Source organism: Pontimicrobium sp. MEBiC01747, assembly GCF_053601635.1.
This window is the reverse complement of sequence record NZ_JBSHNS010000183.1, coordinates 1-12,662: the sequence shown is the minus strand read 5'-3', so window position 1 is coordinate 12,662 and position 12,662 is coordinate 1. Positions and strand designations below refer to the sequence as shown.

The following is a 12,662-nucleotide window of genomic DNA, read 5'->3' as shown; positions in this document are numbered from 1 at the left end:
CATCATAAGTATACTCATACTCTAAGTCTAGATGCTGTAGTGTCTCATAATCATAATCCTTATAGTAGGACGTTCTCATTTTAATGGTAAATCCATTACTAGTATAATCCACTGTATAGAATTCTGCTTCTTTATTATTTTTTTCTAACTGATGCTTTACTATTCTGTCTTGCACATCATACGCATAGCTTCCTTTTACTTCTTCAAAAAAGACATCTATTAATCCATCTGTACCAAATTTCCATGTTTCAGGTTTTGAATAGACATCTATCGTTTCGGCATAATAACGATTATATACTAGCGTGTAATTGTCTAATTGTCCTTCGTTATTATAGGTATAACTATTCTCTTGTACTTCTACGATATCGGGGTTTGGTGCATAATGTCTATAAGTTGCTATTAACCCTAACTTATTATATGTTATTTTGGTGTAAGATGCCACTTCAAACTCTGGAAATAGCATATAGTTTTCATCGACATTACCATCTTGGTCTGCTTCATATAACCCCATTGAAGTATAATGTATTTTCTCTGTAAGCTTTCCTTTTTTGTATTTAAAAGCAATACTATCCATAACGCCATCGCCTACATTCTGTATTTCTTTTACTATTAACAGCCCTTTTTTATAGGTGTATTTAGTATTGCCATTAGATATTACAGTATCTCTTTTTTCGATTTTAAATGTTGGATTAACAACAAAACTCTCTACTGTCATGTCATCGTATTCTAAATCGCTTCTATAATCGATAACTGTATGGTTTTTATCTAAGGTATAGCTGTAATGATTTGTATATTCTTCTTTAGAATAAGGCGATTTATGCTGTGTAAACGTTCGCATAACAGTATTTACATTTCCATTTAAATGTAACGGATTTGTTACTTTTTTAGCATCGTAAAGTGTATTAAACTGATCTTGAGGCAAAACTATAAAAGAAGTTTCAGCATCTTCATTCTGTCCGTATAAACATTGGATAGTAATTATGGATGCAAATAATAAATAGGCTTTTAATTTCATAGAATAGTAGTTAGTAGTACTTTAAACGATGTACTTATATCTTTATTATAAGCTTTAATATGCTATTAAAAAAACAACACCCATTGTGTTTTTAATTAATGTATTGTTCTCGATACAAATTTCACTCATTTTCAATCGTAAAATTTACTCGAATCAACATCATGATTCTAACTAAAACAAAACGTTACTTAGGTTTAAACTAAAGAAAATTTCTAATACTAAACAATACTCAATTAAATAAACGATTACTCTTTATATAAACTTGGCAAGCTAATTTTAAATTTCACAGCTATTAATCGTACAGCTATAACAACTACTCCAGATAGGATAAAGACGATATCGCCTTCTACGGGTAATTTTCTAATTAAAAAATAAGAAAACCCACCTAAAATACAAGCCGTAGCATAAACTTCTTTTCTAAAAATAACGGGGATTTCATTACATAAAATATCGCGAATAACACCTCCAAAACAAGCAGACATAGTACCCAAAGCAATACAAATAATAGGATGTAATCCTGCAGACAATCCTTTTTCTACACCAACTACAGTATACAAACCAATACCAATAGTATCGAAAAGAAATAACGACGTTCTTAAATAATCAATTTTACTTTTAAATATAATAGCAAAAACGGTAGCTCCAGAAATAACATATACATACGTCATATCTTGCATCCAACCTACTGGTGTTTGCCCTATAAGTACATCTCTTAAAGTTCCGCCTCCAATAGAGGTAACAAAGGCAATAATAAGAATCCCGAATGGGTCCATTTTTTTATCTAATGCAACCAAAACACCCGAAATAGCAAATGCTATGGTACCTAAAATATCTATTGTATAAAACATTACATGCTCTGTGTATAGTAGTTATAATCTTTTAAAACAGTATCAATAAATTCGATATCTGTTCCTTTTTGGTTTTTAATCTCTGCAACCTCCATAATTTTAGTCCTTAGTTTTATTAAGGTTGTATAATCTTTTGCTGCTCTGGCATTATTAAAGGTTTCTTTTATAATACGCGCGTCGTTATCTGATAATTTAATAACGCTTGGATACGTTGGCTTGTAATCTGCCTTTAAATCTTCCAAAATAGTATGGTTAATATTTACTTTATCTTTTAAAGAAATTACGGCTGTTCCTGCTGCCATATCTCCAAAACGCTGTGCTTTTTTACTAAATGCAATACTAAAAAAGCCTAATCCAAAGATATAAATGTCTACAATTCTAAAAAACCAACGCACCAAATAATCAGATAATGAGGCTTGGTAACCATCTATTTTAACCACTCTAATTTTTAATGCCTTTTTACCTAGTGTTTGCCCTTCTAGTAAAGCCTCTAATACTAAAGTGTAAAATATAACGGGTAAACTAATCAATGAATTTAATCCTATTTTAGACCATTCATCCATACCATCAAAAACACCAAAAAAGATATTCATAACTGTTAAATATGCAATTTTAATAAGTGTATCTATAATAAAAGCTAAAAGTCGCTCGCCAACTCCAGCAGCTTCGAACTTTATTTTAACATTTTGTGTAGTGTTAATTTGTAACTCTGACATTTTATATTTTATTTTATCAAATATATGAGAGAAGTAGCATTTATCAAGCAAAATAAGGAAAAATGGTTAAGTTTTGAAAACGCTATTTTTAATAATGATTTTAAAAATCCAGATGAATTAGCATCTCAATACATCCATTTAATAAACGATTTGGCTTACGCGCAGACTTACTATCCTAAAAGTAAGGTTATTGTGTATTTAAATCAATTAGCCGCTAAAGCCTTTCAAAAAATTTATAAAACAAAACGAGAAGATACCAACAGAATTATTGGGTTTTGGAAAACCGAAGTTCCATTAATATGTTTTCAGTACCGTAAATACATTTATATTGCTTTTTTTATTTTCTCATTGTTTACAGCTATTGGTGTTATCTCTGCTGCAAACGATGGTGAGTTTGTACGTTCTATTTTAGGAGACGATTATGTAAACATGACGTTAGAAAATATTGCAGCTGGAGACCCTGTGGCAGTGTACAAAAGCGGGAGTAATTGGGGAAGTTTTATTGGTATTACTGTTAATAATTTAAGAGTAGGAATCATTTCCTTTGTTATGGGTATTTTTGGAGGGGCTGGAACCGTTTGGGTATTATTTCAAAACTGTATCATGCTTGGGTCTTTTCAATACTTTTTTTATGAAAAAGGCGTGCTATGGGAAAGCGTTCGTGGAATTTGGATACATGGCGCTATGGAAATTTTTGCAATTGTTATAGAAGCCGCCGCTGGTTTAATTATGGGGTTAAGTATTTTATTCCCCGGCACACATTCTAGATATACCTCTTTTAAACAAGGTGCAAAAACAGGTATAAAAATTTTAATAAGTACATTTCCTTTTACATTTTCGGCAGGTTTTTTAGAAGGTTTTATTACACGATATTCTAATATTATGCCTAATTGGTTATCGGTAGGTATTATTTTAGCCACTTTAAGTTTAATTAGCTATTACTATTTAATTTATCCTTTTAAGGTTCAGAAAAAAGTAACACAAATACCCTTGCCACCTCACTAATCTATGAAACGACGTTATCACGCCTTAAAACTCCTATACGTCTTTTTGATGCTGTTATGTTATCAAAACCTTTCGGCTACAATAATATTGCAAGACCCAGAAAAGCAACGTGTTTTCGAGGATAATTTTAAAGACCGCTATTCTGGAAGAAAATACAATTATGAAGGCAAAAAAATTGTTAATAAAACCCCTGCTCGTACAGAAGATTATGCCGATTACGAAGCCAAACGCCGTGAAGAAAAACTAAAAGAACAAGAAGAAAAAGAAAATGCTAATAACACTATTAGTTTCGATTTAGGGCCGTTTTCATACATATTTTATATTATCCTTATAGCAGCCGTAATTTACCTTGCTTATATTTTAGTAAATGAAGGGAGTTCGGGGTTATTTTCTAGAAGACAACACCAAAAACTAGAAGACCCTGAAGGGATAACAGCAGAAAACATAGAACGAACAGATATTGAGTATTTAATAGAGTCGGCAGAACAAAACACAGATTACAGGTTGGCTATTCGTTATTACTATTTATCTATATTAAAAGCATTAAGTTTAAAAAAACTTATTAAAATTGAAGACGATAAAACCAATTCAGAATATTTAAGCGAAATTTTTAATACACCACATAAAGATCAGTTTCAATACACCTCTTACCTATACGATTATATTTGGTATGGAGAGTTCCCTTTAGATGCAGAAAAGTATAATACTGCAAAACTTCATTTTCAAAAACTTATAAAACAAATCAAGTAAAATGAAGAAAATTGCACCTATACTTATCATTATTGTCGCCGTTATTATTGCTATCGTTTTTTCTTTAAAGCCTAGAAATAATAAAGTTGTAGATTGGGAAGAAACTTTTGATGAACGCAGTAACAAACCGTATGGAGTAAGTGTTTTGTATAAAGAACTCCCAAAGCTATTTAAAGGTAAAAAAGTACGTACCGTTTACCACACACCATCTAGCTATTTATTTGCAAATTCCGAAGGTAATTATGGAGACCACATTGCAAAGGGAAGTTATATTATTATTGGCAATTCCGATTATTTATATGACGCCTCTATTAAGCAACTATTAAGTTTTACCGAAAGTGGTAATGCACTCTTTATTTCAGATTATGGCTACTTAAATAAATTAACAGACACTTTAAACATAGATGTAAATTATATTGCAAATACCAAGGATAGTATCTCTCATTTTTCTTTTAAAAATAGAGCGTTACAATCTAAAAATGCTAAAATAGATAAAAACGAAGGTGATTTCTTTTTTAGTAGTTTCGATAGCACTTACATTAACATTCTTGGCTACACAAAAACAGATAAAAAACGTGTTAATTTTATAAATGTTCCTTTTGGAGAAGGCAACATTTACCTACACCTAGATCCAAAAGCATTTACCAATTATAATATTTTAAAAGAAGACCGTTATAAATATGTAGAAGGTGTTTTATCTTACCTTCCAGACGATAATGTCTATTTTGACTCTTACACAAAGTTTTCTAGCTCTTACAGCTCATACAACAATGGCAATGTAGAAGAAGACTCTAACCTAAGTTGGTTTTTAGAACAAACAGCTTTTAAGTGGGCATGTTACCTTGCGTTGCTATTACTACTAATATTTATTGTTTTTAATGCCAAACGTAAACAACGTATTATACGTATTATAAAACCTTTGCAAAATACCACTGTGGCTTTTGTAAAAACAATTTCTAACTTATATTTTGAAACGCAGGATCATAAAAATTTAATAGATAAAAAAATAACGTACTTTCTTGCCAAAATACGTAATGATTATAATATAGATACCTCTGTTTTAAATGAAGACTTTATTTCTAGGTTAGCTTCTAAAGCAGGTAAAAAAGAAGACGATATAAAAACAACAATAGAGTATATTAATTGGTTACGAAGTAAAAACGTATTTTACGAAGACAATTTAATTACTTTAAATAAGTACATAGAAGCATTTTATTCTAAATAATTATGGAAGATTATATAAACGACAACGACAATTTAGGGCATATTTCGGGGACACCTGAAGAACAAACCCCTAAAGAAGTTAATACCAATGAAACACCAAATGCTGAAAGCATTGAAAACACTTCTGAAACTAATAACGATTTACAATTTAAAAGTCGTCTAGATTTATCCGAATTGCAAAACAGTGTACACAAAATAAAGCAAGAAGTTGGTAAAGTAATCGTTGGCCAAAAAGATATGGTAGACATGCTTATAGCCTCGTTACTTGCAAAAGGACATTCGCTAATAGAAGGTGTACCAGGTGTTGCCAAAACGGTTACAGCAAAATTATTAGCAAAATCGTTAAGTGTAGAGTTTAGTCGTATCCAATTTACTCCAGATTTAATGCCTAGTGATATTTTAGGAACCTCAATTTTTAATTTAAAAGCTTCGGAATTTGAATTTAAAAAAGGCCCTATATTCTCTAATATGGTACTTATAGATGAAATTAATAGAGCGCCTGCAAAAACACAAGCCGCTTTGTTTGAAGTTATGGAAGAGCAGCAAATTACTATAGATGGTAACCGTTACAAACTAGAGGCTCCATTTATGGTTTTAGCTACACAAAACCCTGTAGAGCAAGAAGGAACCTATAGATTACCTGAAGCACAGTTAGACCGTTTTCTTTTTAAAATAGATGTTGGCTATCCAAATCTTGAAGAAGAAATAGAAATTTTATCTAGAGAACATGAGCTAAAAGAAAAAACAAAAACCGAAACAATAACATCATTTTTAACGGCTAAACAAATTGTAGATTACCAAAACCTAGTCTCACAAATTTTGGTAGAGTCGCATTTACTTAAATACATAGCCGAATTAATTATAGCAACTAGAAATAATCAGTTTTTATATTTAGGCGCATCGCCAAGAGCCTCTATTGCCATATTAAAAGCAAGTAAAGCCTTTGCAGCAATGTCTGGACGCGATTTTGTAATGCCCGAAGATATTAAACGTGCCGCAATACCAGTATTACACCATAGAGTTATTGTAACACCAGAACGCGAAATGGAAGGTATAACTAGTAAAGAAATTATTAAACAGATTATTGAAACTGTAGAAATACCTAGGTAGTTATGATTTTCGATTCTTTAAATTCTCGAATTATCTAAAAAAATAAAACTAAATCCATGAATAACGCCAAACATTGTGTGCTTTGCGATAACAAAATTGTAGACTACAAAACAGGAGTTATTTGTAGCTTAACAAATAAAAAGCCTGATTTTCAGGAAAAATGTAATGTTATAAAATTAAACAATACGTTTAAGTCGAAAATCACAGAAACAAATATTGAATACGAAGCTGTATTAAAAACAAGAACAGATGTTTATGGAATGTTTATTTTTTACCTAATCATTGCTTTAGCAATTTTTGTTGGTGGTTATTTATTAGGAAAATATATTTTTGAAGCTGGCGTTATTTCAACAATTCCATTAATAATAATGGGAGTAGGAATTATACCTTTAGGCATGGCTTTTGGTCCATTAAATTATTATAAATCCTCTTTAAAAATAGCATCAAAAAGAAAAAAAGAGTTAGACAAAATAGCAAGATTATATGGATACAGTTATAATATTAAAATAGCACACCTTAAAGACAGTTTAGGAAATAAATCTTACGAAACAGATTTAAATCTTAGAAGAATAGCCAATAGTAAAAATTAAAAACACATGAAATTTCTTAAACCCTTTTATATTCAACATCGCTTTTTTTATGCAGGTACAGGCATTGTTGTATTGTTTGGTTTAAGCTATTTTGTACCTATACTATTTAATATAGCTCAGCTTTCTCTATTAGTTCTACTCTTATTCTTTTTCTTAGATTTTTTAATTGTTTTTCTTGGTAGAAATAGAATTGAAGGTAAGCGTATTTTACCCGAAAAATTTTCTAATGGAGACCCTAATACTATAACAATTGAATTAAAAAACAATTACCCTATTCTTATTAATATAGATATTATTGATGAAATCCCTGAGCAATTTCAAGTAAGAGACTTTAAAATACATAAAAAACTAGCACCAAAAAAAACAGAAGTATTACAGTATAATTTACGTCCAACCGAAAGAGGAGAATATCATTTTGGATCGCTTAATATTTACGCCAGTTCTATTTTAGGCCTAGTTGCCAAACGCTTTACATTTAATAGCGATGCTATGGTGCCAACTTACCCTAGTTTTAAACAATTAAAAAAATTCGAACTCCTAAATATTAATAAAAACGCTTTAGAGTACGGCGTAAAAAAAGTGCGCAGATTAGGGCACACAATGGAGTTTGAGCAAATTAAAGACTATGTAACTGGAGACGATTTACGTACTATAAATTGGAAAGCCACAGCCAAGCGAAACCAATTAATGGTAAACCAATACCAAGACGAGAAATCGCAACCCATATACTCTATAATAGACAAAGGGCGTGTTATGAAAATGCCTTTTGAAGGCTTAAGCCTTTTAGATTATGCTATAAACGCAACATTGGTTATAAGTAATGTAGCCCTAAAAAAACATGACAAAGCTGGCATGCTATCATTTTCTAAAAAGGTTGAAAACATAGTTGTAGCAGAACGTAGAAGCTCGCAAATGCGCTTAATTCTAGAATCGCTTTACAATGTTAAAACCGATTTTTTTGAAAGCGATTATAGCAGATTATACGGTAATATAAAACGCAACATTACCCACAGAAGCCTTATTCTATTATATACCAACTTTGAAACTATGGATGCTTTAAACAGGCAACTCCCCTATTTAAAAGCCATAGCAAAAAGTCACTTATTAGTGGTCATCTTCTTTAAAAACACAGAACTAGACACCATTATAAAAGAAAAAGCAGAAACTGTACAACAAGTTTACGATAAAGTAATTGCAGAAAAATTTGATTTCGAAAAACGCTTAATCGTTAACGAGCTAAAAAAGTATGGTATCTATTCTATATTAACTACGCCAGAAAACTTAACTATTAATACAATTAATACGTATTTAGAGATTAAGGCTAGAGGGTTGTTGTAATAAGTACATGTCTTAACTTACTTTTAAACAACTCATCCACAAAAATCTACAACTCGGTAACACCAATTAGTGTATACTCTGCTTTTATGTGATATTTGAACCATCAATAACAAACAGCACATAAACACTATACTCATGACAACTACAAACACAAACAACAGCAACACATTAAAATTAATAACACTTAGCATCGCTTTTGCTTTTTGTACTTTACTAGGATTCTCGCAAGACACAAAAACAGAAGGGCAAACCATTACAGTAACTGTAGATAATATAAAGAATAACAATGGAAATGTTATGGTAGCTTTACATAGCGAAGATACTTTTATGAAAGGGCCAGGCTTACAAAACTTAGAAAGCGACATTAAAGATGGTAAAATAACAGTAACATTTAAAAATGTAGCATCTGGTAGCTATGCTATTATGGTGTTACACGATGAAAATAAAAATAAAAGAATGGATTTCGATAACGGTATGCCTAAAGAAAGTTACGGCATGTCCAACAACCCAATTAGCTACGGGCCTCCACAATTTAGCGAAGCTAAGTTTGAAGTAGCAAAAGAAAACTTAGAGTTAAATATTAGGTTTTAATCTACCATAAATAAAAATCACTATTCTTGATATTTCGGCTAATGCTTCAACTCGAATGGACGTGATTTTTATTAATCAACATCAATCAAAAAAACAACAAACCCCAGTTAAAACAAGTGTTTTATCTGGGGTTTTATCTGTCATTCCTGCGTAGGCAGGAATCTACTTGCACTAGATGAGATTCCCGTCTTCACGGGAATGACTACTAGACATTAAATACTCTCCTCTAACCAAGCACTCATCATCCAAACGGTTTTTTCTTGTTCGGTAATAAAATCGCTCATCATAGAGTTTGTACCTTCATCATTGGCTTTTCCAGCTTTTTCAAGTATTACTCGCTCTATTTTTAATAACTCTGTTAAAGAGTCAACAATTAAGCGTACAGCTTTATCATCTTTAGAAATGTTTTTTCCAACAGGTACTTTTGTAATGGCGCTGTAATCTTCAAACGTATGTAAAGGGGTTTCCCCTAAGGTTAAAATACGTTCTGCTAGTAAGTCTACCTTCATGTTAGCATCGGTGTACAACTCTTCAAACTTAACGTGTAAATCGAAAAAGTTTTTTCCTTTTATATTCCAATGAATTCCCCTTAAATTTTGGTAATAGGTCTGAAAATTAGCTAGTAAATTATTTAAATCGCTTGCTAATTCTTTTGTTATTTCTGTTCCTAATCCTAGGCTATTATATTTCATGTTTTTTTATTATTATTTGTTTTTAAATCTTACACAAAATTAATTCATAATTAAATATTAAAAACCATAAGTTTTATCGATGATTTTTATATTTTTATAGTCTAAAACTATAAACCAACAATGACAATTACACAATTATCTTACGTACTTGCTGTGGCAGAGCATCAAAACTTTACAAAAGCAGCTGCCAAATGTTTTGTAACACAGCCTACTTTAAGTATGCAGATTCAAAAATTAGAAGATCAATTAGATATTTTAATTTTCGATAGAAGTAAAAAACCTATAGAACTAACAGAAGTTGGTAAAAAAATAGTAACTCAGGCTAGAAATATTGTTAACGAGTCTAATAGAATACAGGATATTGTAGACCAACAAAAGGGATTTATTGGTGGTGAATTTAGGTTAGGTATCATTCCTACTATTATGCCTACTTTACTGCCTATGTTTTTAAAAACCTTTATAAAAAAGCATCCAAAAGTAAAGCTTATTATAGAAGAGCTAACTACCGAAGAAATTATTTCTAGAATTAACGATGGACATTTAGATGCCGCCATTGCTGCTACTCCTCTAGAGAATGAAACTATTAAAGAACGCGTATTGTATTTTGAGCCTTTTGTGGCTTACATTCCAGATAGTCACAGATTAGCCGATAAGAAAAAAATTGATATCGCTGATTTAGATATTGAAGATATGTTATTATTAGAAGATGGGCATTGCTTTAGAGATGGTGTTATTAATTTATGCAAAGTGTTTAAAGACCATACAGACGATTCGTTTCAATTAGAAAGCGGAAGCATAGAAACGCTTATGAAACTGTCTAACGAGGGGTTAGGCATGACTTTATTGCCTTACCTTCATACTTTAGATGTTAACGATAAAACCAAAGCAAACATTCGCCACTTTAATAGTCCTTCTCCTGCAAGAGAAGTAAGTATTATTTACCATAAAAGTGAGCTAAAAATGCAAATTATTGAAGCCATGCAAGATGTTATCTCTGGAATTATAAGAGGCGCAATTGCTTTCCAAAACGTAGAAATTATTAGTCCTTTGGCTAAATAAGACCACTTGTTTTATACCTTATAAAAATGCTATGTAAAATATATTTTACATAGCATTTTAGTTAATAATAATTAGGGAGACTATTTTATTTTATTAGTTATTTGGTATTGGGTGTAATAACACAGCTCCTGCTGCTAATATAGCTGCTGGTCCTCCAGGAAGTGCTGCAACTATTGCTGCCCATTGTAACCATGTTATAGGAAAGTGTACACCATTACCTCGGTTAACAATTTTCATTTGTGCAATTTTTATAGCAAAAATAGCAGCTATACCTCCACCAATTACTGTAGCGGCTCCTCCTGTAATAACACCTGCTCCTCCTAAGGCTGTTGCAACAAATCCTGCTACAACACCACTTCCAGTGGTTCCCGCTATTAAGTCTTGTGTAACTTTTTCATTAAGTATAAAATTAACACCCCACCAATTTGTTTCAATTTTTACTGGGTTTGCCGCACGCCTTGCAGACATTGATGCATTCGAATCTTGCGCTAATGTATTGCCAGTAAGAGCAACTCCCATTTTATTAAGTTCTGGAATAGATTGGTCTAATGTTGCTTTTAATTCTTCAAGCGTTTTTTCGAAATTTACTTGTTCTGTAGTACTCATAATGTTAGTTTAATTAATAAAAAGTTAATAGTGCGATAAACTTACCATACATACTTTATATATTTAAGAGTAGAATTACTTTTAGATGAATACAAGTATAAACCCCTAGTATAAAAAACAGGGTGATGCAAATTCAACTAATTATAGGATGAGTACTTTATTAACTAAAAAAAGCGACTCGTAAGTCGCTTTTTGTTTATGATTTTAAATAGATTAGACATTGGTCTAAATCTGGATTTTCCTGTATTAAAGATTCTATATAAATCTTTAACTCTTTTATTTCGTAAGGTAATAACCTTTCGAGTGCTTTTTGCACTTCCTTGCAAAATAAGTTAGCATCAAAACTTACTTTGTTAAGTATTGTTTTGGTGTACTCGAACATTGCTCTAGCCATAATTAAATAATAAGGGTTTAGTTAAAAAAAGTAGTATTTTGCTATAGGCGAATGGTTTATTATTTCGATTAAAGGTAATAAAAAAACAAACTCAAAATACATTAGACTTAATTTTTAACAGTTAAATAAAACTTAATTTTTTAATTTAACTGTTAATTATCTCCATCTAATAAATCGCCTAAACCTCCTAAAATACTACCTTCTCCTTTGCTATTACCGCCTCGTGGTAAGCTTGCCAAAACACGACCTGCTAACCTACTAAATGGTAACGATTGTATGTACACGACACCTGGGCCTTGTAGTTTAGCAAAAAAGAGTCCTTCGCCTCCAAATACAGTGTTTTTAATACCGCCTACAAATTCTATATCGTAATCTATATCTTGGGTAAAACCAACAATACAGCCTGTATCTACACGTAAAGTTTCTCCAGCTCTTAGTTCTTTTCTTGCCATGGTACCTCCTGCATGTACAAATGCCATACCATCACCTTCTAATTTTTGCATAATAAAGCCTTCGCCTCCAAACAATCCTCTTCCTAATCGTTTACTAAATTCTATGCCTACACTTACACCTTTGGCTGCACATAAAAAAGCATCTTTTTGGCAAATAAATTTACCACGGTATTCCATTAAATCTATAGGTACAATTTTTCCTGGGTATGGAGATGCAAACGATACGTTACGTTTTCCTGTTAAGTTATTATAAAAAGCGGTCATAAATAAAC

Annotated in this window: 15 protein-coding genes; 8 read left to right on the top strand and 7 right to left on the bottom strand. The window is 31.4% G+C overall.

The window, feature by feature from the left end:
- From ACVC2P_RS05880 to ACVC2P_RS05870, 3 genes are all read right to left on the bottom strand, one after another.
- Positions 1-1,015, bottom strand: a 1,015-nt coding sequence (locus ACVC2P_RS05880; RefSeq protein ID WP_452597546.1) for a hypothetical protein, incomplete at its 3' end; no start/stop codon positions are given.
- A 245-nt stretch (positions 1,016-1,260) separates the two neighbouring features.
- Positions 1,261-1,863: a trimeric intracellular cation channel family protein gene (locus ACVC2P_RS05875; RefSeq protein WP_452597545.1), complete on the bottom strand. Its 603-nt coding sequence runs from the start codon at positions 1,861-1,863 to the stop codon at positions 1,261-1,263.
- Entirely contained in the window at positions 1,863-2,579 is a 717-nt protein-coding gene (locus tag ACVC2P_RS05870) for an RDD family protein (RefSeq protein ID WP_452597544.1), read from the bottom strand. The genes ACVC2P_RS05875 and ACVC2P_RS05870 overlap by 1 nt, the downstream gene beginning before the upstream one ends.
- A gap of 24 nt (positions 2,580-2,603) precedes the next feature.
- On the opposite strand from ACVC2P_RS05870, the gene ACVC2P_RS05865 reads away from it, so the two are divergent.
- From ACVC2P_RS05865 to ACVC2P_RS05835, 7 genes are all read left to right on the top strand, one after another.
- Complete coding sequence (locus tag ACVC2P_RS05865) at positions 2,604-3,584, top strand: stage II sporulation protein M (RefSeq protein ID WP_452597543.1); 981 nt, start codon at positions 2,604-2,606, stop codon at positions 3,582-3,584.
- Positions 3,585-3,587: 3 nt separating this feature from the next.
- Entirely contained in the window at positions 3,588-4,334 is a 747-nt protein-coding gene (locus ACVC2P_RS05860; protein WP_452597542.1) for a hypothetical protein, read from the top strand.
- A 1-nt stretch (position 4,335) separates the two neighbouring features.
- A complete protein-coding gene (locus tag ACVC2P_RS05855) occupies positions 4,336-5,559 on the top strand; it encodes a DUF4350 domain-containing protein (protein ID WP_452597541.1) in 1,224 nt (407 codons plus the stop codon).
- Between the two features lie 2 nt (positions 5,560-5,561).
- Positions 5,562-6,668: an AAA family ATPase gene (locus ACVC2P_RS05850; RefSeq protein ID WP_452597540.1), complete on the top strand. Its 1,107-nt coding sequence runs from the start codon at positions 5,562-5,564 to the stop codon at positions 6,666-6,668.
- A gap of 56 nt (positions 6,669-6,724) precedes the next feature.
- The gene (locus ACVC2P_RS05845; protein ID WP_452597539.1) at positions 6,725-7,258 is read left to right on the top strand and encodes a hypothetical protein; all 534 of its coding nucleotides are present in this window, start codon (positions 6,725-6,727) and stop codon (positions 7,256-7,258) included.
- A gap of 6 nt (positions 7,259-7,264) precedes the next feature.
- Positions 7,265-8,596: a DUF58 domain-containing protein gene (locus tag ACVC2P_RS05840; protein ID WP_452597538.1), complete on the top strand. Its 1,332-nt coding sequence runs from the start codon at positions 7,265-7,267 to the stop codon at positions 8,594-8,596.
- Positions 8,597-8,731: 135 nt separating this feature from the next.
- A complete protein-coding gene (locus tag ACVC2P_RS05835) occupies positions 8,732-9,187 on the top strand; it encodes a DUF2141 domain-containing protein (RefSeq protein ID WP_452597537.1) in 456 nt (151 codons plus the stop codon).
- Positions 9,188-9,399: 212 nt separating this feature from the next.
- Here ACVC2P_RS05835 and ACVC2P_RS05830 read toward each other — a convergent pair whose 3' ends face one another.
- Entirely contained in the window at positions 9,400-9,879 is a 480-nt protein-coding gene (locus ACVC2P_RS05830) for a Dps family protein (protein WP_452597536.1), read from the bottom strand.
- A gap of 120 nt (positions 9,880-9,999) precedes the next feature.
- On the opposite strand from ACVC2P_RS05830, the gene ACVC2P_RS05825 reads away from it, so the two are divergent.
- Positions 10,000-10,938 (top strand): LysR substrate-binding domain-containing protein, encoded by a 939-nt coding sequence (locus ACVC2P_RS05825; RefSeq protein WP_452597535.1) that lies wholly within the window; start codon positions 10,000-10,002, stop codon positions 10,936-10,938.
- Positions 10,939-11,031: 93 nt separating this feature from the next.
- On the opposite strand, the gene ACVC2P_RS05820 is transcribed toward ACVC2P_RS05825, so the two are convergent.
- The 3 genes from ACVC2P_RS05820 to ACVC2P_RS05810 form a co-directional block, all read right to left on the bottom strand.
- Entirely contained in the window at positions 11,032-11,544 is a 513-nt protein-coding gene (locus tag ACVC2P_RS05820) for a hypothetical protein (RefSeq protein WP_452597534.1), read from the bottom strand.
- Between the two features lie 196 nt (positions 11,545-11,740).
- On the bottom strand, positions 11,741-11,938 hold the full coding sequence (locus ACVC2P_RS05815) for a hypothetical protein (RefSeq protein ID WP_452597533.1): 198 nt from the start codon (positions 11,936-11,938) through the stop codon (positions 11,741-11,743).
- 152 nt (positions 11,939-12,090) lie between these two features.
- The coding region (locus ACVC2P_RS05810) for an AIM24 family protein (protein WP_452597532.1) at positions 12,091-12,662 on the bottom strand (572 nt) is incomplete at its 5' end.